Annotated in this window: 17 protein-coding genes; 5 read left to right on the forward strand and 12 right to left on the reverse strand. The window is 62.4% G+C overall.

The window, feature by feature from the left end:
- Positions 1 to 2: 2 nt before the first annotated feature.
- The 4 genes from ACX3M4_RS10815 to dctP all read right to left on the reverse strand — a co-directional run bounded on the left by ACX3M4_RS10815 (position 3) and on the right by dctP (position 4,182).
- Positions 3 to 1,292, reverse strand: coding sequence for a malonyl-CoA decarboxylase (locus ACX3M4_RS10815; protein WP_459358589.1), 1,290 nt, complete (start codon positions 1,290 to 1,292; stop codon positions 3 to 5).
- Positions 1,256 to 2,572 (reverse strand): TRAP transporter large permease, encoded by a 1,317-nt coding sequence (locus tag ACX3M4_RS10820; protein WP_459358590.1) that lies wholly within the window; start codon positions 2,570 to 2,572, stop codon positions 1,256 to 1,258. Before ACX3M4_RS10820 ends, ACX3M4_RS10815 begins: the two co-directional genes overlap by 37 nt.
- Entirely contained in the window at positions 2,572 to 3,120 is a 549-nt protein-coding gene (locus ACX3M4_RS10825; RefSeq protein WP_459355472.1) for a TRAP transporter small permease subunit, read from the reverse strand. The genes ACX3M4_RS10820 and ACX3M4_RS10825 overlap by 1 nt, the downstream gene beginning before the upstream one ends.
- A 75-nt stretch (positions 3,121 to 3,195) precedes the next feature.
- Positions 3,196 to 4,182, reverse strand: a complete 987-nt coding sequence (dctP, locus tag ACX3M4_RS10830; RefSeq protein ID WP_459358591.1) for a TRAP transporter substrate-binding protein DctP — start codon at positions 4,180 to 4,182, stop codon at positions 3,196 to 3,198.
- Positions 4,183 to 4,316: 134 nt separating this feature from the next.
- Between dctP and ACX3M4_RS10835 the strand changes: the two genes are divergently transcribed.
- Positions 4,317 to 4,973, forward strand: coding sequence for a GntR family transcriptional regulator (locus ACX3M4_RS10835; protein ID WP_459358592.1), 657 nt, complete (start codon positions 4,317 to 4,319; stop codon positions 4,971 to 4,973).
- A gap of 41 nt (positions 4,974 to 5,014) precedes the next feature.
- Here ACX3M4_RS10835 and ACX3M4_RS10840 read toward each other — a convergent pair whose 3' ends face one another.
- The gene (locus tag ACX3M4_RS10840; protein WP_459358593.1) at positions 5,015 to 6,064 is read right to left on the reverse strand and encodes a GlxA family transcriptional regulator; all 1,050 of its coding nucleotides are present in this window, start codon (positions 6,062 to 6,064) and stop codon (positions 5,015 to 5,017) included.
- 270 nt (positions 6,065 to 6,334) lie between these two features.
- Between ACX3M4_RS10840 and ACX3M4_RS10845 the strand changes: the two genes are divergently transcribed.
- On the forward strand, positions 6,335 to 6,925 hold the full coding sequence (locus ACX3M4_RS10845) for a HupE/UreJ family protein (protein WP_459358594.1): 591 nt from the start codon (positions 6,335 to 6,337) through the stop codon (positions 6,923 to 6,925).
- Between the two features lie 185 nt (positions 6,926 to 7,110).
- Here ACX3M4_RS10845 and nadC read toward each other — a convergent pair whose 3' ends face one another.
- The 3 genes from nadC to nadA all read right to left on the reverse strand — a co-directional run bounded on the left by nadC (position 7,111) and on the right by nadA (position 10,769).
- Positions 7,111 to 7,974, reverse strand: a complete 864-nt coding sequence (nadC, locus tag ACX3M4_RS10850; protein ID WP_459358595.1) for a carboxylating nicotinate-nucleotide diphosphorylase — start codon at positions 7,972 to 7,974, stop codon at positions 7,111 to 7,113.
- An 11-nt stretch (positions 7,975 to 7,985) separates the two neighbouring features.
- Entirely contained in the window at positions 7,986 to 9,587 is a 1,602-nt protein-coding gene (locus ACX3M4_RS10855) for an L-aspartate oxidase (RefSeq protein WP_459358596.1), read from the reverse strand.
- A gap of 99 nt (positions 9,588 to 9,686) precedes the next feature.
- On the reverse strand, positions 9,687 to 10,769 hold the full coding sequence (nadA, locus tag ACX3M4_RS10860) for a quinolinate synthase NadA (protein WP_459358597.1): 1,083 nt from the start codon (positions 10,767 to 10,769) through the stop codon (positions 9,687 to 9,689).
- 427 nt (positions 10,770 to 11,196) lie between these two features.
- Here nadA and ACX3M4_RS10865 point away from each other — a divergent pair, with 427 nt between their 5' ends.
- A complete protein-coding gene (locus ACX3M4_RS10865) occupies positions 11,197 to 12,432 on the forward strand; it encodes an MFS transporter (protein WP_459358598.1) in 1,236 nt (411 codons plus the stop codon).
- Between the two features lie 268 nt (positions 12,433 to 12,700).
- Here ACX3M4_RS10865 and glyS read toward each other — a convergent pair whose 3' ends face one another.
- Entirely contained in the window at positions 12,701 to 14,788 is a 2,088-nt protein-coding gene (glyS, locus tag ACX3M4_RS10870) for a glycine--tRNA ligase subunit beta (RefSeq protein ID WP_459358599.1), read from the reverse strand.
- A 332-nt stretch (positions 14,789 to 15,120) separates the two neighbouring features.
- Here glyS and ACX3M4_RS10875 point away from each other — a divergent pair, with 332 nt between their 5' ends.
- Positions 15,121 to 16,584, forward strand: a complete 1,464-nt coding sequence (locus ACX3M4_RS10875; RefSeq protein WP_459358600.1) for a putative bifunctional diguanylate cyclase/phosphodiesterase — start codon at positions 15,121 to 15,123, stop codon at positions 16,582 to 16,584.
- 20 nt (positions 16,585 to 16,604) lie between these two features.
- Here ACX3M4_RS10875 and ACX3M4_RS10880 read toward each other — a convergent pair whose 3' ends face one another.
- Together ACX3M4_RS10880 and ACX3M4_RS10885 are read right to left on the reverse strand one after the other, a co-directional pair.
- Positions 16,605 to 18,536 (reverse strand): DUF2207 domain-containing protein, encoded by a 1,932-nt coding sequence (locus ACX3M4_RS10880; RefSeq protein ID WP_459358601.1) that lies wholly within the window; start codon positions 18,534 to 18,536, stop codon positions 16,605 to 16,607.
- 13 nt (positions 18,537 to 18,549) lie between these two features.
- Positions 18,550 to 19,104 (reverse strand): LemA family protein, encoded by a 555-nt coding sequence (locus ACX3M4_RS10885; protein ID WP_459358602.1) that lies wholly within the window; start codon positions 19,102 to 19,104, stop codon positions 18,550 to 18,552.
- A gap of 273 nt (positions 19,105 to 19,377) precedes the next feature.
- Between ACX3M4_RS10885 and ACX3M4_RS10890 the strand changes: the two genes are divergently transcribed.
- Entirely contained in the window at positions 19,378 to 20,607 is a 1,230-nt protein-coding gene (locus ACX3M4_RS10890) for an SH3 domain-containing protein (protein ID WP_459358603.1), read from the forward strand.
- Positions 20,608 to 20,649: 42 nt separating this feature from the next.
- On the opposite strand, the gene ACX3M4_RS10895 is transcribed toward ACX3M4_RS10890, so the two are convergent.
- A complete protein-coding gene (locus tag ACX3M4_RS10895) occupies positions 20,650 to 21,618 on the reverse strand; it encodes a glycine--tRNA ligase subunit alpha (RefSeq protein WP_459358604.1) in 969 nt (322 codons plus the stop codon).
- Positions 21,619 to 21,889 lie beyond the last annotated feature (271 nt).

A 21,889-nucleotide genomic window follows, 5' to 3' on the forward strand; every position in this document is an offset into this window, starting at 1 on the left:
TGTCAGGCTCCTGGAGCTAAAACGTCTTCTGCAGCCGCGGACAGCGACTGGATTTCCGCAGAGGCGGCGATGGCGCGGGTGGAGGCGAAGCGCTCGTGGTTTTGCGTCACCTTCTTCAGGTCGTAGAGGTAGTTGACCATGGCCCCCGCCGACTGCTTGAGGCCCTTGGCGGAGAGATCGGCCCGGGCATGGACCTGATGCACCAAGGCGCCGTTGCCGAGGTGAAAGCGGGCAACCGGATCCAGCGGCAGCCCGTCCCGCCGCTTGGCGGTCATCAGGTAGCGGGCGGCACGGTGCCGCATGCCCTCATCGTCCGAAGGGTCGTAACCGATCCGCTCGCTCTCCAGCCAGCGGACGAGCCCCGGGATCGGCGACAGGGTGACGAAGGTCTTCAAGCCTGGCAGTTCCAGCGCAAGGTCGGCGGCAACCTGCTTGATCAGCGAATTGCCGAAGGAAATGCCGGCAAGACCCGCCTGGCAATTGGAGATGGAATAAAAGACGGCCGTGTCGGCAGCATCTGCGTTGATGACGTCCCGGCTTTCCGCGAGAAGATCCTGGACAGAGCCCGGAATGCCTCTTGTCAGCGCTACCTCGACGAAGATCAGCGGTTCGTCCGGCATTGCCGGGTGCAGGAAGGCGAAGCAACGCCGGTCGGCCGGCTCCAGCCGGCGGCGGAGGTCGCTCCAGCTGTCGATGGCATGGACCGCTTCATAGGCAATGATCTTTTCCAGAAGCTGCGCCGGGCTTTCCCAGTTGATCGGCCTGAGCACCAGAAAGCCGCGGTTGAACCAGCTGGCGAAGAGATGGCGGAAATCGAGATCGAGCGCCTGCAGCGCATCGCTGTCGCGGCTGAGCCGCAGCAGGTCCTCGCGCATGCGCACCAGCAGCCTGGTGGCGTCCGGCACCTGGTTGAGGCGCCGGATCAGTTCCTGCCGGGGCGGTTCGACCGCATCCATGAATTCCCGGTAGCTTTCTTTCGACTGGCCCTTTTCGTAAAGCTCCAATGCAGAGCGGACGGCTGAAGCCGAGACGGCGAGGCCTTCGGCGAGATGCCGGAAAAAGTCCCGTTTCTCCTCGTCGGTCAATTCGCCGTAGCGGCCCAGGATCTGCCGGGCGAGGTTCAGTCCGGAGACCTCCCCCGTCGCCCCTATCAGATCGTTGACCAGCGCCTCCAGCGGCCTGTCGTCGGTCCTGGACGCATCCCTTGTCCGGTATCTGCGCTCGAAGACCGTTGTCAGAAGGTCGGCCAGGAACATCACCGTTGTTCTCCCATCACGAGATCCGGCAGCCATGTGGCGATTTCCGGAAAGAGGCAGAGGATGACGATCCCGAGCACCATGCAGGCGACATAGGGCATCGATCCGGTCAGGATCGTCTTCAGGGAAATGTCCGGTGCGATACCGTTGATCACGTAGAGGTTGAGGCCGACCGGCGGCGAGATCAGGCCGATCTCCATGTTGATCGTCAGGACGACGGCGAACCAGATCGGATCGAAGCCGGCGGACGTGATGATCGGCAGCAGGATCGGCGCCGCCATCAGGATGACCGCGACCGGCGGCAGGAAGAAGCCTGCAATCAGCAGGAACACGTTGACGGCCGCCATCAGCACCCAGCGGTTCACATCCAGCGTGCCGATCCATTCGGCGATGGCCTGGGTGATGAACAGCGAAGAGAGCATGTAGGAGAAGACACCGGCGGCGGCGATGATGAAGAGGATCATCACGCTTTCGCGGGTGCTGTCGCGGAGCACGACCCAGAGCGACGCGGGGTTCCAGAGCTTGTAGATGATGACGGCGATCAGCAGGCAGAGCAGCGCGCCGACCGCAGCGGTTTCCGACGGTGTGGCGATGCCGCCATACATGGCGTAGAGCACGCCGAGAATGATCGCGAGGAACGGCAGGACCCGCGGCAGGATCTCGAACTTCTCCGCCCAGGAATAGGACCCTGCACTGAGAACCCGGGTGTCGCCGCTGCGCCAGGTCGAATAGAGCGACCAGACCATGAAGAGCCCCATCAGCATCAACCCCGGAATGACACCGGCCAGGAACAGGCGGCCGATCGAGGTCTCCGTGGAGATGCCGTAGACGATCATGGTGACCGAGGGCGGGATCAGGATGCCGAGCGTGCCGCCCGCGGCGATCGACCCGGCGGCGACGCCGTCCGGATACCCGCGCTTGCGCATTTCCGGAATGCCCATCTTGCCGATGGCGGCGCAGGTGGCCGGGGACGAACCGGACATGGCGGCAAAGAGCGCGCAGGCGCCGAGGTTGGAGACGACAAGGCCGCCGGGCACCCGGGTGAGCCAGCGCTCCAGCGCCTCGTAAAGATCGGCGCCAGCCCGCGTCGAGGCGATCGATGCGCCCATGATGATGAACATCGGGATGGAGAGCAGCGCGAAATTGTCGAGTTTGCCGAAGAGGATCTCCGGCATCAGTTCCAGCGACCGGGCACCGTCGAAGATCACCAGGAAACCGGCGGAAACGATCAGGAGGCCGATTGCGACGGAGACGCCTGAAAAGAGGACGACGATCGTGGCAAGCGCCACCAGCAGGCCAAGCAGCAGCGGATCCATTATTTGTCCTCCAGACCGAAGGGCTTGTCTACGCCGGTGACGACCGCGACAAGGTCGGCGACCAGCTGCAGCAGGAACAGGCCGAAGCCGACGGGGATTGCGAGATAGGGGATCCAGAGCTTGACGCCCCAGACCGTGTCGGAGGTCCAGCCGCGCGACCAGGCGATGTACCAGAACTCGGAACCGTAAAAGAGCAGCATCGCCACGATCAGGATCGAAAGGGACAGCGTCAGGCAGGCCATCAGGTACCGGGGCCGGGGCGCGAGCGACAGGGGAAACAGGTCGACATTCACGTGGCCCCGCAGACGCTGGACGTAGGGAAGGCCGACAAGTGTTGCCGCGATGACCAGATAGATGACGGCTTCGGTCTGCCAGACCGTGGACGCGTTGAGCACGAGGCGCACGAAGATCATCTGGCAGGTGATCAGGACCGCCGCGACGACCATGGTTGCCGAACACCAGCCGGCAAGGGTCGATATCATGGCAACGATGCGCAGAAAGGGATTGTTGCCGGCATGCGCGATCGCAGCCGTACTGTGGCCCGCCATGGGTCACTCCTTGAATGAAAGGATCAGGTTGTTTCCGGGGCGGCGTCGTTCAGGCCGCCCCGAAACAGCGAAGCGTCACTCGACGGCAAGCGCCAGGTCGAGAAGCTGCTGACCGTTCGGAGTTTCCTCCACAAAGGCCTTGTAGGAGGTTTCCTTGGCGAGCGTCCGCCAGGCCTCGAAGTCGGCCGCCGTCATCGCGGCAATCTCGACGCCGTTTTCCTTGAAGACGTCCGCCGAGGTCGCGTCTTCCTTCTTGGCTTCCTCCAGATAGAAGGCTTCGGCCTTTTCGGCTGCGGCAAGCAAGGCCTTCTGCTGGTCCTCGCTCAGGCTCTCGAACTTGGATTTGCTCATCAGGAGCGGCTGGTACATGAACCAGAGCGCATATTCGCCGGCGGGCGTATAGCAGGACACCTGCTCGTAGATGCGGAAGCTGACGAAGGACGAGGAGGAGGTGTTGACGGCATCGAGGACACCGGACTGCATGGCGTTGTAGACCTCGGAAGACGCCATCGAGGCGATGGAGGCCCCTGCCCCGGCAAGCATCTGCTCGAAGGACTTGCCGGCGGCGCGGGTCTGGAGGCCCTGCATGTCTTCCGGCTTGGTGATGCAGGTCTTGGTGGCCGCGAAACCGCCCGCAAGATAGCCATGCACCAGCACCATCACGTCGTCCCCGGCCATGATCTCCTCGATGGCTTCCATGAAGGGACTGTCGTTCATGCGGGCGGCATGGTCGTGGTTCTTAACGAGGCCCGGCATCAGGGTCAGGTTATAGGCGGGCTGCTGACCGCCGGCATAGCTGAGCGGCAGGACCGTCATGTCGAGCAGACCGCGCGAGAGCGGCTTGTACTGCTCGCGCGCCTTCAGCAGCGACTCCGACGGAAAGATCTTGATGTCGAGATCGACATTGGCCGCAGCAACTTCGTCGGCAACGATCTGCGCCACCTTGTGGCGGACGTCGCCGGTGGACCATTGATGCGACAGGCGCAGTTCGGTGGCACTGGCGGTGAACGCGCTTGCAAGAAGCGCCATGGCGGCGACGGACGCTGACAGTTTGAAATTCATTTTTTCCTCCCTGGAAAGTCCGGTTCCCGACCGGATATCCGATCATACCCTCAAGTTATGTTTTTCTGTCAAGCATTTTTGTATACAAGAATGACATTATTGCGCGCGAAATCTCCCTGTGCTAAACGCGAAACATGGAAAGAAAACGCTCCGACCGCATCGCCGATGCCCTTGAGGGACTGATTTTTGACGGCACATTCGCCGATGGCGAGCGGCTGGACGAGGTCCAGCTGGCGAGCCGGTTCGAGGTGTCGCGAACGCCCGTGCGCGAGGCCTTGCAGCGGCTTTCGCAATCCGGCCTTGTCGAGCAGATCCCGCGGCGCGGCGTTTTCGTGCGCCAGCCGGGCCCGGTCGAACTGATCGAGATGTTCGAGGTGATGGCTGAGCTCGAAGCGGTCAGCGCAAGGCTTGCGGCCGCCCGCATCACCGAAAACGCCCTTTCAAAACTGCATGCGGCCAACGAACGCTGCAAACACGCGGTCGAGGCGCAGGACACGGACGGCTACTATCGCGAGAACGAGCAGTTCCACGCCATCATCTATCGCCAGTCGGGCAACCGCTTCCTGGAGCAGGAATGCCTCAGGCTGCAACGGCGGCTGCAGCCTTTCCGGCGCGTGCAGCTGCGCGTGCGAGGGCGCATGAAACAGTCCATGTCCGAACATGAGGACATTGTCGCGGCCATCGAGGCCGGGGACGGCGAGAAGGCTGCCGCAGCCATTCGCCAGCATGTCTCGGTACAGGGCGAGAAGTTCCATCACCTGATGGCGAGCCTGAAGCCTGCAGCCGAGTAATACCCGGTTTCTATCGCGGACCGTCCCGAGTTCAACCTGGCCTAGTTGTCCCACGTACCGCTTGTCTGCTGACGGTCCGTTGCAGGGCTTGTGCCATGGGCGGCGCGGTAGCGCTTGGAAAAATGCGAGGCACTGCCGAAGCCGCAGGCGACCGCAATATCGATCATCCGCATGGAGGTACGGCAGACGAGTTGCCGTGCAATATCGATCCGCACCTTGCTGTAATAATCCAGCGGACTGCAGTTCAGGTATTTCTGGAAATCCCGCTGCAGCTGGCGCGGGCTGACATTCAGCCTCTCCGCGATTTCCTGCAGGGACAGCGGCTCGACGACGTTTTCCGTCATTAGTTCGATGCTGCTGCGCACCCGCTGCGGCACCGTTTCAAGGTCGACTCGCATGTGCTTGTGCTGGCGCTCGTTGCCGCTGCGCCAGTCGTGATGCAGTGCGATCTCCGCAACATCGGCGGCAACCGCCCCACCATGAACCTGGGCGACATAGCCGATCATCAGATCCAGAGCCGATGTCCCCCCGGCACAGGTCATGTATTTGCCATCCGTCTGGATGAGACTGTCGACCAGACCCGCATTCGGGAACCGTTCCTTGAAGAAATCGGCATATTCCCAATGGATCGTGCAGCGGCGGTTGTCGAGCAGGCCAAGCGCGGCAAGAACATAGGCACCGGTGCAGATGCCGGCGACCCGGCCGGAGCGTGTCGACAGTTTCCGGATGACAGCCTTCTGGGCCGGCGTCAGATCGATGCGCTCGACACCGTCACTGCTGCAGACCGCAAGCAGCTCCGGCCGGTCAACTCCGTCGATTGCGCAATCGGTGCGGATAATGCTGCCATTGCTGGCGACGGCGTCGCTGCCGTCCAGGCTGCAGCAGGTATAAATGAAGGCTTTTCTCTTCAGAACCTTGTTGGCGATCCGCAAGGGCTCGATCGCCGAGGCGAAAGAGATCAGAGAAAAGTTCTTCAGGAGCAGAAAGCAGATTTCGACCGGTCGCGCCGCGTCCGCCCCGACGACCAATGGCCCTTCGCGGGAGGGAACCGATCCGGACGGACCGGGCTTTGCGCGGGATGCTTCCTTCACTTGAAAAATGCCCTTCGACGCTTGTCTCGCCGGGCAGTGAAATCCCTGACGCAGGTCTTCCCGGCAGTCGGCATTTTAACGCGACGAGACCAGTCAGTGACCGGCTTCAGCGGCACGATGCATTCCCGGAACGACGGAAGCGCGATCCGAAACGGCGCTTTCCAACGGTTTACAATTCGCTGGAATCATCGATAGTACAACGCGTTTTTTCCCTTCCATGAACGGTGCGACCCACCCCGGGGCACCGGAAAGACCAAAGAGGACCATTTCATGAAGTACCGCCTCGGCCTTGCAGCCGCGCTCAGCTTCGCCGCCACCCCTGCCCTTGCCCACCTGGACCCGTCGGAGCACGGTTCCTTTGCTGCCGGCTTCACCCATCCGATTTTCGGCACGGATCACGTGCTGGCCATGATCGCCGTCGGCCTGTGGGCCGCGTTGCTGGGCGGCCGGGCAATCTGGGCACTGCCGACCGCCTTTGTCGGCTCGATGGTGATCGGGTTTGTGCTGGCGCTTTCCGGCGTGGCGTTGCCCGCCGTCGAGCCCATGATCCTGGCATCGGTCGTCGTGCTCGGCGCCGTCGTTGCGCTCGCCCTGCGCCTGCCGCTCTGGATGTCCGCTGCCCTGGTTGCCGTCTTCGGCGTCTGTCATGGCCATGCACACGGCGGTGAAATCGGCTCTGCCGGGGAACTCGGCTATGCGGGCGGCTTCGTACTGGCAACCGCCCTGCTTCATGCCGCCGGACTGCTCATCGGATACGGCGCAAACGTGGCGACCCGCAACGATCCCGCCTGGGCGACCCGTATTGTGCGGAGCCTCGGTGTCGTGACCGCGCTTGGCGGGATTTACCTCGCAGCGGGTTGAGGTTGGCGGTTCGATTTCACAAATCCGTCCTAACTTCTACCTCATCCTGAGGAAGCGCGCAGCGCTGTCTCGAAGGATGGGCGGCATACTCCGGAACAAGCGGCCCATCCTTCGAGACAGCGCTGCGCGCTTCCTCAGGATGAGGTCGAGGGAGTAGCGGGCTTTTAAACTTGACCCGAAAAACCTCACCCGATCTCGATGTCGAGACCGAGATCCAGAACCGGAGCCGAGTGGGTGATCCAGCCTGAGGAGATCAGGTCCACCCCGGCTTCGGCCACGGCCTTCACCGTATCGAGCTCGATCCCGCCCGAGGCTTCCAGCAGCACCCGGCCGCCGGCGATGGCGACGGCCTGTCTCAGGACGTCCGGCGGCATGTTGTCGAGCATGACGACGTCCGGTCCGGCCGCCAGGGCTTCTTCCAGCTGTTCCAGCGTATCGACTTCCACCTCGATCTTGACAAGGTGACCGGCAAAGGCCTTTGCGGCCTCGATGGCCTGGGTGACCCCACCGGCGACCGCGATGTGGTTGTCCTTGATCAGGATGGCGTCGTCGAGGCCGAAGCGGTGATTGGACCCGCCGCCGCATTTGACGGCGTATTTCTCGAACGCTCTCAGGCCCGGTGTCGTCTTGCGGGTGCAGACGATGTCGGCCTTGGTATGTGCGATGAGGTCGGCGAATTTCGCGGTCGCCGAGGCGATGCCGGAGAGATGGCCGAGGTAATTGAGCGCGACACGCTCTGCGGCAAGCAAAGCCCGCGCGGGCCCTTCGATCCGGGCAACAACATTCTTCGGCGCCAACCTGTCGCCGTCGCTCATCAGGGCTTCGAAGCGGAGATCCGGATCGGTCTGGCGGAAGGCGCTTTCGGCAAAGGCGAGGCCCGACAGAACGCCGGGCTTGCGCGCCGCGATCACGGCTGTTGCCCTGGCTTCGCGCGGCAGGGTTGCCTGGCTGGTGATGTCACCCGCCCGCCCCCAGTCCTCGAGAAGAGCCGCCTTGACTGCCTCCTCGACCATGAGGCGCGGCAGGTCAGGCAAATTCATTCGGGTCATGCACCCTCCGGTCAGGCGGTTTCCTGGGCCTCGGCGGTGACGGCCGCGACCTCCTTCAGGGTCGTATAGGAGCGGGTTGCCATCGCCGGGTTCTCTTGCGGGAAGTCCTTGCGGAAATGACCGCCCCGGCTTTCCTGGCGTTTCAGGGCCGCTGCCGCGATGATCCGGCCGGCGACCATCATGTTGAGGATCGACTGGCGGACGCAGATCTTTTCCACCCGGGCGATATCGGCAAGCGCGGCCCTGAGACCGGCTGCATCCCGAAGGACGCCGACATTGCGGGCAAGCGTCTTGCGCAGAACGGTGATCGCCTCGCGTTCGTCCACGTTGCGCCGGCTCGGCAAGCCTGGTTCTGAGTCCATCTCATTCCAATAGGCGCTGCGCGGTGTCGGCATCAGGCCCTGGATGTCCTCGGCGATGCGGGCAGCGAAGACGACGGCTTCCAGCAGCGAATTCGAGGCCAGCCGGTTGGCGCCATGAGCACCTGTGGAAGCAACTTCGCCGGCAGCCCAGAGGCCATCGAGGGAAGTGCGTCCGTTGGCATCGGTCAGGACGCCACCCATGTGGTAATGCTCGGCCGGCGCGACCGGCAGCAGGTCTTTTTCGGGATCGAGCCCGGCGGCGGAGGCGGCGGCAAAAACCGTCGGAAACTCGTCCCTGAATTTTGCGCCGATGGCCTCGCGGCAATCAAGGAACGCCCCTCGGCCTTCCGAGACTTCCCGGTGGATCGCCCGGGCAACGATGTCGCGCGGGGCAAGTTCCAGATCCGGGTGAATGCCCTGCATGAAACGGTTTCCATCCCGGTTGACCAGGGTCGCGCCTTCCCCGCGCAGCGCCTCGGTTGCGAGCGGTGCCGGGTCCTTGCCGAGATCGAGTGCGGTCGGGTGGAACTGCACGAATTCTGCATCGGCGATCACCGCCCCGGCGCGGGCCGCCATGGCGAGGCCGTGGCCGTTGGCCTCGTGCGGATTGGTGGTCAGCTCATAGAGGTGGCCGATGCCGCCGGAGGCGAGCACCACGGCCTTGGCCGGAAAGGCCAGCCGCTCGATGCCGCCACGCTTGCGCGCAAGAACGCCGGTGACATAACGGCCTTCGCCGAGGAAACTCTCGCCGATATAGCCTTCCAGAATACGGATCGACGGCGTCCTGCGGACGGCGGCAATCAGCGCGTCCATGATGGCCTTGCCGGCCATGTCGCCGCGCACGCGCACCACCCGGCTCTGGGAATGGGCTGCCTCGCGGGAGAATTTCAGCCGGCCTTCGAGGTCCTGATCGAACGGGACACCATAGGACAGCAGGTCATGCACCCGGGCGCTGCCCTCGCGCGTCATCTCCTCGACGATCTTTTCCTCGCAGATGCCGCAGCCGGCGATAAGCGTGTCGTCGCGATGCTTTTCCACCGAGTCCTGTTCGGAAATCGCCGCGGCGATGCCGCCCTGTGCCCAAGCGGAGGACGCCCCCTCGCCGATCGGCGCATTGGTGATGACGGTGACCGGCCGCGGGCTGAGTTTCAGCGCGCAGAAAAGGCCCGCCAGACCTCCCCCCAGAATGACGACGTCATCCACATCCTTGCCAATATAGGCAGGTGCAAAATCCTCAACCGACACGGCCATGGGAAACTTCCTGGAACTGACGGGCCTCAGGCCCAAAGAGACCTCCGGGCCGAGCAGGCCCGGAAGCAATCGCATAAGTGCGGTTTAGACCGAAGACGGTCAGATTTTCAAGTTGATCATGCGCTCGACCGCGGTGCGTGCCCTGTCGGCGACAGCCGGATCGACGACAACCTCGTCCTTCATCTCCAGCAGCGAGTCGAGGATCTTGTTGAGCGTGATCCGCTTCATGTGCGGGCAGAGGTTGCACGGACGGATGTAGTTGACGCCCGGGGTCTCGCTGGCAACGTTGTCCGCCATGGAGCACTCGGTGACCATCATCACCTTTTCCGGCCGCCTGGTCTTGACCCAGTCGATCATGTGGGCGGTCGAGCCGGCGAAGTCGGCTTCGGCGACCACATCCGGCGGGCATTCCGGATGTGCGATGATTTTTACATCGGGCTCGATCCTGCGGTAGTCGCGCAGTTCTTCGGCCGTGAAACGCTCATGCACTTCGCAAGCGCCGTCCCAGATCAGCACCTCGACGTCTGTCTTGTTGCCGACATTGGCGGCCAGATATTTGTCCGGGATCAGGAACACCTTGTCGACGCCGAAGCTTTCCACCACCTGCAGCGCGTTTGAGGAGGTGCAGCAGATGTCGCACTCTGCCTTCACGTCGGCAGACGTGTTCACATAGGTGATGATCGGAATGCCCGGATTGCGTTCGCGCAGGGCACGCACATCCGCACCGGTGATGGATTCAGCCAGCGAGCAGCCGGCCCGCATGTCCGGGATCAGCACCGTCTTTTCCGGGCTCAGGATCTTGGAGGTCTCGGCCATGAAATGCACACCGCACTGGACGATGACTTCCGCATCCGTCCGGGTCGCCTCGATCGCCAGCTGCAGGCTGTCGCCAACAATGTCCGCCACACCGTGATAGATGTCCGGCGTCATGTAGTTATGCGCCAGGATGACGGCATTGCGCTGCTTTTTCAGCTTGTTGATCGCATGGATGGTCGGCGCCAGCGCCGGCCATTCGATGGCCGGGATGATGTGCTTGACCTTCTCGTAAATCGGCGCGGTCGCTTCCGCGACCTCCGGCGTGTAGCGCAGATCCGGGCGCTCCAGCTTGCCGAAACGCTCCAGAGCCGTCAGTCCGCTCACAATCGGTTCACCAACCGGAGCTTTGGTCTGGGCAATGGTCATGGCGACCTCCCTGTCTGGGCGGCTGGACCTTTGCGGTCCCGGCCGCGAATTACATATACTCAACTTGAGCATATTAGAGACAAAAGAAAACGGGCGCGCAGGCCCACTTTTGCTCTTTCGGAGTTTATATAGACATCGACAAAGGGAAAATCCACCAAAATCGGCATCAAACCGGCTGGGAAATTGTTTCCTCAATCAATTCATGATCTTACCGCTCAACATTGACAGAAATATCTAGCCGGCAAAGCGCCCGTCAGCCGATTTCCACCTCAACCGTCCTGCCCTCGCCACCAAAACCGGGCATGTGTCGACAGGGAGGGCATGACGACGTTTCATTCCAATTGATGATCAATCCATCAAAATTAGGCATTATGCTGAAATTCGCATTCCGCCTATTCTTATCGTAGATTCACGATAGGTATTCTCGATGTCCTCTGCCTCTTCCACCGGCCGGTCCGGTCCGAATATCCCGCTGGTGATCGCCTGCGGCTGCCTGGTTGCCCTGATTTCCTTCGGGCCGCGTTCTGCCATGGGCCTGTTCTTCCAGCCCATGACCGACGCCCGCGACTGGAGTCGCGAACTCTTCGCACTCGCCCTTGCCATCCAGAACCTGATGTGGGGTCTCGGCCAGCCGATCGCCGGCATGGTTGCCGACCGCTTCGGCACCTGGAAGGCGATGACCCTTGGTGCCCTGCTTTATGGCGCCGGCCTGATCCTGATGATCGACGCCCAAAGCGCCGCTGCCCTGCACCTGTCCGCCGGTGTCCTCATCGGCCTCGGCATCGCCTTTTCCTCGTTTTCGCTTGTGCTGGCCGCCTTTGGCCGCACGGTGTCGCCCGCACAGCGCTCGCTCGCCTTCGGCATCGGCACCGCTTCCGGCTCGCTCGGCCAGTTCCTGTTCGCCCCGCTTGGCGCGACCCTGATCGAGAATATCGGCTGGCAGGACACGCTGATCATCTTCACCGGCCTGATTGCCCTGATCCCGCTGCTGGCCGTAGCGCTGCGCGGCAAGTCGGAGTTGCCGAAGTCAGGCAATCCGGCCAACGACCAGAACCTCAGGCAGGCCATGGCCGAGGCCTTCGGCACACGCGGCTTCATCCTCCTGACCCTCGGTTTCTTCGTCTGCGGCTTCCATGTCGCCTTCATCACTGTGCACCTGCCGCCCTTCATTGCCGATATCGGTCTCGATCCGCGCCTGGGCGGTTGGGCGATTGCCATCATCGGCCTGTGCAACGTGGTCGGCTCGCTGGTGTCGGGCTATATCGGCGGGCGCTATTCCAAGCCGATCTTCCTGGCGCTGATCTATCTTGGCCGGGCCATCGTCATCTTCATCTTCATCATGCTTCCGATCACCCCGGCCTCCGTGCTGATCTTCTCCGGCGTGATGGGCCTTCTGTGGCTTTCGACCGTGCCGCCGACTTCCGGTCTCGTCGCCGTCATGTTCGGCCCGCGCTACATGGCGACGCTCTTCGGCTTCGTCTTCCTGTCGCACCAGATCGGTGCCTTCCTCGGCGTCTGGCTCGGCGGCTATCTCTACGACCGCTACGGCTCCTACGACGCCATCTGGTGGTGCGGCATTGCCCTTGGCATCTTCGCCGCGGTCATCCACTGGCCGATCCAGGAAAAGCCGGTCGCCCGGCTGGCGGGTCAGGCGGCGGAGTAAAGCTTGGACAACGATGACTGGGGGTGTTTCGGCTTCACCGATTACCCCCACCCCTAACCCCTCCCCACAAGAGGGAGGGGAATTCCTCTGAGCCAGTACAAAGCTCCTTCAAACACCAGTCCGCATTAGCGACGCCCCTTCAGCACATCGAAGCCTGATCCCCCTCCCCCTTGTGGGGAGGGGCTGGGGATGGGGGTTCAAGCGCTGATCACAAAAAACAAAAAGACGGGCCCGAGGCCCGCCTTTTTCACTTCAATCTGATGCCTGCTTACCCGGCCACTTTCGAGAAATCCGCCACCACATGGGTCGCATCGCGGATTTCGGCGAGGAGCTGCAGGCGGTTCATGCGGAGCGCCGGATCTTCGGCGTTGACGAGGATGTCCTCGAAGAACCGGTCGACCGGAGTGCGCAGCTTCGAGAGAGCCTCCATCGCGCCTTCGAAGTTTTCCGCCTGCACGGCGTCGGCTGCTTCCGCGCGGGCGCTGTCGATGGCCGAGGCCAGGTCGATCTCGGCCTGCTCGCGGAAATGATCCGCGTGCGGCTTGCCGGTGACCGGCGCGCCGTCCTTCTTTTCTTCCGCCTTCAGGATGTTGACCGCACGCTTGTAGCCGGCCAGCAGGTTGGCACCGTCGTCGGAGGAGATCAGCTTGCCGAGTGCCTCGACGCGCTTGACCACCATCAGGAGGTCGTCCTGACCTTCCAGCGCGAAAACGGCATCGATAAGGTCATGGCGGGCGCCTTCGTCCTTCAGGTGCACCTTCAGGCGGTCGGCACAGAAAGAGAGCAGGTCGGCGACGAGGCCCGCCGGATCGGCAACTTCGGCCTGCTGCAGTTCTAGGGCGGACCGGAAAGCTTCACCCAGACGAAGGCGCAGATTGTTCTCAAGAACGATGCGGATCACGCCAAGGGCGGCGCGGCGGAGGGCATAGGGGTCCTTCGACCCAGTCGGCTTCTCGTCGATGGCCCAGAAGCCTGCCAGAAGGTCCAGCTTTTCAGCCAGTGCCACGGCAACGGCAACCGGATCCGACGGGACGCTGTCGCTCGGTCCCTGAGGCTTGTAGTGCTGTTCGATGGCAACAGCGACGGAGGCGTCCTCGCCCTGGGCTTCGGCATAGTAGCGACCCATCAGGCCTTGCAGCTCCGGAAACTCGAACACCATGTGCGACACAAGATCGGCCTTGGCGAGTTCCGCAGCGCGTTTCGCCCTGGTCTCGTCGGCGCCGACGGTGGAAGCGAGTTCCGCGGACAGGGCAATCAGGCGCTTCACGCGTTCGCCGACGCTGCCGAGCTTTGCGTGGAATTTGACCTCATCGAGCTTCGGCAGGTTGTCCGAAAGCTTCGACTTCAGGTCCGTATCCCAGAAGAAGCGTGCATCGGAGAGACGGGCACGGATGACCTTCTCGTTACCGGCGACGATCATCTTGCCGCCGTCGGCCGCAACGATGTTGGAGACCAGCACAAACTTGTTCGCAAGGCGACCGGTGGACGGATCCTTCAGGACGAAGCATTTCTGGTTCGCCTTGATGGTGAGCTGGATGCACTCGTCCGGGATCGTCAGGAAGGCTTCGTCGAAGCTGCCGGTCAGCACCACCGGCCATTCGACCAGCCCCGCGACCTCTTCCAGCAGCCCCGCATCCTCGACCAGCTCCAGGCCGAGCGCCAGGGCCCGGTCCTTGGCGTCGTTCAGGATGATGTCCTTGCGCCGGTCGGTGTCGAGCACGACCTTGTGCTTCTCCAGGGCGACCGCATAGTCGTCGAAGCGTCGTACGTCGAATGCCTCATCCGCCAGAAAGCGGTGGCCGCGCGTGGTCTTGCCGGCTTTGATGCCGTCGAACTCGAACGGCACCACATCGGGCTCCTCGGTCTCGGGACCGAAGCTGGCGACGATGGAATGGAGCGGGCGGACCCAGCGCGTCGTGGCCGAGCCCCAGCGCATGGTGTTCGGCCACGGGAAATTGCGGAGAATGCCCGGCATGAATTCGGCAATTATGTCAATGGCCGGACGGCCCGGCTTCTCGATCACCGCAACGTAGAAGTCGCCCTTCTTCGGATCGTTCTGGATCGTCGCCTGATCGATCGAGGCAAGGCCGGCGCCGCGCAGGAAGCCTTCCAGTGCCTTTTCCGGCGAGCCGACACGCGGGCCCTTACGCTCTTCACGCGTTGCCGCGGAACCGGCCGGGACGCCGGCCACATGCAGGGCAAGACGCCGCGGTGTTGCGAAGGCCTTTGCACCTTCATAGGGCAAACCGGCATCCACCAATGCGTTGGTCACAAGCGATTTCAGGTCTTCGGCCGCCTTGCGCTGCATGCGGGCCGGAATTTCTTCGCTGAACAGCTCAAGCAGAAGATCGGGCATGGAATTAATGACCTTTGGTCTGGTGAGGACACCGGAAACGGATAGCGCGTCCGTTACCAAGTCGACGGCGACTTGTCACCCCCTTTCAAATGCCCTGCAGCTACCCGGCAGGTGCTCCCTTCGCTCGACAGCGGGCGAATAGTTTCACGCTTCTTCAACAAATCCATGTGAAACTCGTCAGCCGGTAAAGTGATGTATGTATTGGGGCCGATCGCGTGGCAAACCGGGAAGTTGCAGACAGCCGTTTTCTGGCACGATCTATAGTTGCGCTCCTTGCCGTGGTTCTTGTCAGTTTTGCAGGCTTGAAGGTTCTTCCGGTTGTTTTTCCTTCCGTGGATACCGATCACGGACATGCGGCCTATGACTTGGTGGCAAGCATTCTCCTGGGTGTTGCCATATTCAGTCTCGCCTATGGCGCCTGGGCAACCCGGCGGCTGCGCAAGGAACTGAAGGTGCGTTCCTCAGCCCATACAGAAGCCCTGGCACTCGCGCAGCACGATCCCCTGACCGGCCTGCCTAACCGGCGCCGCCTTCTGGAGGCCTTTGCCGATCTCAGCCACGAAGTCAAACCGGACTGCTTTCGCGCCGTCATGATGCTCGACCTGGACGGCTTCAAGCCGATCAACGACGTCTATGGCCATGCCTTCGGCGACAACCTCTTGCGCAGTTTCGCCGACCGTCTCGCCGAGACCCTCGGCAAGGAGGGCATCGTTGCCCGCCTGGGTGGAGACGAATTTGCCATCGTATCTCCGGTCTTCAAGGACAAGTCGGAAGCTGCAGGATTTGCCCGAAGGTTGCTGACCCGGATCAGCGACCGTTTCGAATTCGGTGACCGGCAGATCTCAATCGGCTCCGGCATCGGCATCGCTCTCTATCCTCACGACGGCTATGCCATAACAGAGCTTCTGCGCCGGGCCGACATTGCCCTCTACCGGGCCAAATCGTCGGGCCGGTCGACCTACCGCTTCTTCGAAGTCGACATGGACGCCTCGATCCTGCACAGGACGTTGCTTGAACAGCGGCTGCGCCGGGCGATCGCCGAACACGAGGTCAAGGCCTTCTATCAGCCGATCCTGGACATGGACAGCGGCCGCATCGCCGGTTTCGAGGCATTGGCGCGCTGGACCGACAGCGACTTCGGCAAGGTACCGCCGCTGCAATTCATTCCGATCGCCGAGGACTGCGGCATCATCTCCGACTTGACCCAGCACCTGCTCGCCGACGCCTGCCAGGTCGCCCGAACCTGGCCGGACGATCTCTACCTCTCCTTCAACCTGTCACCGGTGCAACTCCAGGATCCGGCGCTGACGTCGCAAGTCCTGTCGATCCTGAGAACACACGGCTTTCCGCCGCAGCGCCTTGTGCTGGAAATCACCGAAACCTCGCTGGTCAAGAACCCGGAATCCGCCAAGCGCATCCTGAGCGAGCTGACCGAGGCCGGCATCTCCATCGCGCTCGACGATTTCGGCGCCGGCCATTCCAGCCTCAGTTACCTGCGCGATTTTCCGATCCGCAAGGTGAAGATCGACAAGTCCTTCACCGAACGCATGCTGAGCGACAAGCAATGCGCGGCCATCGTCGAGGCTATCCTGGTGCTCTCGCGCGGGCTCGACATCGATGCGGTTGCGGAAGGTGTCGAGGAAAGCGACGTTCACGACGCACTCAATTCCAACGGATGCCACTACGGCCAGGGCTTCCTTTATGCGGCCGCCGTTTCTGCTGATGACGCCGCAGAACTCCTGGAATCCCAGGTGGACGGCCGCCTGCCTTTCGCCGAAAAGACCGACGCCGCCTGAACCTGCCTGTCAGCCAGCTTTTACCAGCCGCCGCCACCCCCGCCGCCACCGCCGCCACCGGACGAGCCGCCCGAAGAGCCGGACGAGCCTGAACTGGAGGATTTCGGCACCGGCAGCGAGGACTGGAAGGAGCCGGCCATGGCGCTTGCCGTCCGGCCAAGGCCGTCCGAGATATGGTGCGGATCGAACCTGCGGCCCGAGTACCAGCCCGGCTGATAGGTGGCGGCGACCGCTGCGCCGGCCGCCGACGCCAGCCAGCCCTCAAAGGCTTTCGCCCAGGGTTTCTCCACACCGAGCGCCACAGCATAGGGCAGCAATTCCTCGAAGTGCTGCGCACTCATGTCCGGAACGTCCGCCATGTTGAGCCGCTCTTTCTCGGCCACGGTCAGATACATCTTCAGTCCCTCGATCGCGTCAAGCGCCTGACGGCCGAGTGCTGTCGGCGCTCCGATGAGGAAGTAGAAGAGGATGTTCAGCGCCACCAGCACAGCCGCAATAATGGGCAGGACCGGAAGCGTATCGACGCCGCCGTTGATCTGGTAGGCGCCGAAGGTCGCGCCGGCCAGGGTCAGGCCGAAGACGACGAAGATCAACGCCATGCGCAATTCCATGCGCACGAAGCGGAAGACGATCTTTCCGAGATTAGCTGACAGGATCGACGCGAAAATCGACAGGAAAATGAAGAGGATGATGAAGCCTTCCTGACCCGGCTGGATCTGGCCGAAGACCAGAAGGGCAATCACCGTCACGATGCTGAGGCCAATGCCCGGAATGAGGAAGCCGAGATTGTTGCGGAAGAAGACGTTGGCGCTTTCCGTCTCGATAGCGCCGCGGAATTTGCGTCCGAGTGAAGCGATGGAGCTGCCGTTGTCCTTGTTCAGCGGGAGGGGACTGCCCCGCCCGGAGAGCCAGTTCTCGACGGCGGCCTCCCCTTTCGGCAGCCTGATTCTTGCGCCCTTCGGCTCCATGACCAGGCTCACCTCGCCATCGCTCTCTTCCAGCCGCAGGCGCTTCTTCACTGCCAGGTTCAGGCAGGCAGCGGAAAGCGCCACCCAGCCGCCGTCCCCGAAGCCGCGATTGATGATGTATTTTGCCAGGGCCGGGGAAATATCGGCCGGGGGTTCAAATCTCGGGAAGATCACGCCCTGAACCGGATCGCGGCCAACCATCCACCAGGCACCGAGGTAATAGACCAGGACCAGAAGCATCCCGGCTCCGCCGATCAGTTCCGAACTGTAGTCGGAGAAGAAATAGCCGAGCTTCGCTGCCTCGCTCGGCGGCGCGATCGCACCCTTTGGCATGCTGACATCGATCGTCATTCCGGCGTGAGGCGGCAGGGCCCGCGTCGTCTGGAAGACTATTTCCGAGCCGCCGTTTTCCGCATTGGCCTTATAGTCCTTGCCGGTTTCGCCAAAATAGCCGGTATAGGCGATCCAGGCAGAGGCTTTCACGCCCGCTGGCAGGACCACCCGCGCAATGGCCTCGTCGATCGGAAAGGCCCATTCATTGCCGGTCGCGTTCCAGTAGACCTCGTCATGATCGTCGAAATAGCGGAGCTGGCGGTCGGTCCGGTATTTGAAGGTGTAGGTATAGGTGCCCTTCTCGAGGAAGACGTTTTCCTCCCCGACATAGATGCGGATCCCTTCCCCGCTCCGGTTGGTGTGGTAGGGAGCAGGCTCTCCGTCCTGCAGGACGGAGAGTAGATCGAACCCGACCTGGTACATCCGGCCATTCGCGTTTTCAGCCCTCAAGGGGAAGTCGCGGTAGATACCGCGTTTGATCTGATCTCCTTCCGCCCGCACCGTGATGGTTTCCGTAACGGTCAGCGCGCCGTCCTCAGCGACGTCCACGTTGGAGACGAACCGCAGGATGCGCTCGTCCGCACTGGCTGCCAGACAGGCGGTAAACAGCAGGAAGGTCGCAAGGACGCCTGCGGCAAATCTCATCAGCATAGCCCCCTCCCCGTCAGAACTGCACCTTCGGCACGGCCCGCTCGGCTTCGTCCTCGATCTCGAAATACTCGGCCTTTTCGAACTTGAACTGGGTCGCGATCAGGTTGGAGGGGAAGCTTTCGACCGCGACGTTCAGGTTCCGGACCGCGCCATTGTAGTAGCGCCGGGCCATCTGGATGGCGTTTTCAACCTCGTCAAGGGACTGGTGCAGGTCGGAGAAATTCTGATTGGCCTTGAGATCCGGATAGGCTTCGGCAACTGCAAATAGCCGGCCCAGTGCCTGGCTGAGTTCGCCCTCGGCTTTTGCCCGCCCGCTCACATCGTCCCGCGGCACCGAAGAAACCTGCGCCCGCATCCGGGTGACCGCTTCGAGGGCCTCCCGTTCGTGGGAGGCGTATCCCTTCACCGTTTCGACCAGATTGGGAATGAGATTGGCGCGGCGTTTCAGCTGGACGTCGATCCCGCTCCAGCCCTCCTCGGTCATCTGCCGTTTCTTGACGAGACCGTTATAGAGAACGATTGCAAAAACAGAGAGCGCAATGAGAGCGGCAAGAATCAACCAGGCCAAGACGAATACCTCCGTAAAATCCTTCGCGGAAGCTATCGCGAGCGAATGCCCTTGTCATCACAATCGGCTGTTCAGCCATGGTTCAGACGACATTCTGTAATCAAAAACACAAGTTGGCCGGAAACGTACCAGGCAACCTGCTGTCTTTCAGTGCGTTGCAAGCAGGTGAATTCCGGACATTCGCTTCACGACCTGCCTCCAACCTGGCCGGAGCAGGCAAGTGGGGCTCTGAAATATATGCGGCATTGTCCAAGTGGATGAGGATGGGTTTCGATGATTTTCGGTTTTTGTCTGAAGCGTATGGCACCGGTTCTGGGAACCCTCGCGCTTTTCCCTCTCGGCCTGTCCGCATCCGAAGCGGCGGAACCGGAACGCTATCTCTGCGCCGATGGCAATCTGGTCTACAATGTCGTCACGACCCGGCAGGCCGACCAGGTTTCCCTGATCGGCCCGATCCGCAGAAACGCTCCGGACCAGGCACCGAGCGTGTTCCTCAGTCAGGTTCCATCGCAAAACGGCGTGAGATACGAAAGCGGCAACGTCCGCTTCTTCGGAAAGAGTGCCAGGTATCTGCAGGTCGGCACGGGACTGCTTGAATGTCAGGTACAGGCAAATACGCGGCCGGAACCGTCGCCGGACAGGCCGCGGCCCGACCGTGACGGTTCTCGTGAGGTGAACATGCAGGGGCAGTCGCTTGGCGGCAGCCTGCGCGCCGGACCCGGCATCAACTTCACCCGGACGGGCAGTCTGCCGGCCGGGATGCCGCTGACGATTCTGCGCCGGACGCCGGAAATCATGAACGGTTACAGCTGGTTCGAAATCCGGGCGGCCAACGGCCTCAGCGGGTATCAGTGGGGCGGCATCATGTGCTCCGAAGACCGCGATATCCGGGGTGTCCTGAGCGTGTGTGAACAGCGCCGGCCGGGTCCTGACCGCGACAACCGTCCCCAGGGACCGCGCGCGGATGCAGTCGATGCTCCCGGCCAGTCCCTTGGCGGCGTGTTGCGTACCGGGCCGGGCACGGACTATGCCCGTACGGGAAGCCTCCAGGAAGGGACGCCGCTGACGATTGTCCGCCGGACCCGTCAATACATGAACGGGTATGACTGGTTCGAAGTCAGGACATCCGACGGCCAGTCCGGGTATCAGTGGGGCGGCATCATGTGTTCGGTAGGCACGCAGATCGAGGGTATTTTCCAGGCCTGCCCCGGCCGGCAGCCCGGTTACGACGACAGGCGGGGCGAACGCGGTCGCCCGGATCCCGACCGGCGCGGCAATTATGCCGCCCGGATCACCGTGACCAACCAGACAGGTGCGCCGGTCGATCTCGTCTCCGTGCCCGATTACGGCCCGGTGCAACGCACGGCACGCCTTGCCCCGTTTGAAACCGTGACCGTGGACACCACACTCGGCCGACGCTTCCAGTTCGTGCGAGGCAATGCGATCTACAGCGAATTCACGGTCGATCAGTCACAGGGGCAAAGTGTGGTCTTCAGGAACTGAGGCCCCGAGCCATAAACATGAAAGCGGATCTTCAGGCTGCCGTTATTCGGCAGCCTGATTGTGGTAGCCGACCCCGCCGGCTTCCGTTTCCAGGAAGGCGGTCCCACAGGCTTTGGCAAGTTCGCGGACCCGCAGGATGTAGCTCTGGCGTTCGGTCACGGAGATGACGCCGCGGGCATCGAGCAGGTTGAAGGCGTGGCTGGCCTTGATGCACTGGTCATAGGCCGGAAGGACCACCTGATGCACATTCGCGCCGGCTGCTTCCCGCGCCTTGGCGCCCGCATCCAGCAGCGCCCGGCACTCGGCCTCGGCGTCCTTGAAGTGGCGGAACAGCATTTCCGTGTCGGCATGCTCGAAATTGTGCCGGGAATATTCCTGCTCGGCCTGCAGGAAGACATCGCCATAGGTGATCCTGGCATCGCCCTCCTGGCCGTTGTAGTTCAGGTCGTAGACGTTATCGACGCCCTGGATATACATGGCCAGGCGCTCCAGGCCGTAGGTCAGCTCGCCGGAAACCGGTGAACATTCAAAGCCCGCGACCTGCTGGAAATACGTGAACTGCGACACTTCCATGCCGTCGCACCAGCATTCCCAGCCAAGCCCCCAGGCGCCCAGCGTCGGGCTTTCCCAGTCGTCCTCGACAAAGCGAATGTCGTGCAGCGTCGGGTCGAGGCCGATGGCATAGAGCGAATTCAGATACAGCTCCTGCAGATTGGCCGGCGACGGCTTCAGGATCACCTGGAACTGGTAATAATGCTGCAGGCGGTTCGGGTTTTCGCCGTAGCGCCCGTCCGTCGGCCGGCGTGAGGGCTGGACGTACGCAGCCCGCCAGGGACGCGGACCGAGCGAGCGCAGCGTGGTGGCCGGATGGAAGGTACCAGCGCCGACTTCCATGTCGTAGGGCTGCAGCACGACGCAGCCCTGATCGGCCCAATAGCGCTGCAGCGCCAGGATCAGGCCTTGAAAGGAGTTTTCCGGCCGCATATGCGCCGGCAGGGTCTCGGTCGACATGAAGATTATCCGCGAATTAGGCACTTGCCGGCAGCTGCGCTTCCGGTTCGGGCGACAGGTGCCACGATGTCGGGAGAAGGTCAAGGCGGCGCTTGTACCCTGTTTCAGATTGACGGCAATCCCGCTTGGGAGTATCGCTTGCACCGGCCCCGGAATGCCTGCCGCTCGCAGACGCAATCGTCCTGGTGAAATTCCGGCCTGACAGACCTTCTGTTCCCCGACGCATTTCGCGCTGGTGGCAATGCGAGCCCCTCCTTCTTTTCGAAATGCC

The organism is Roseibium sp. M-1 (assembly GCF_054515675.1).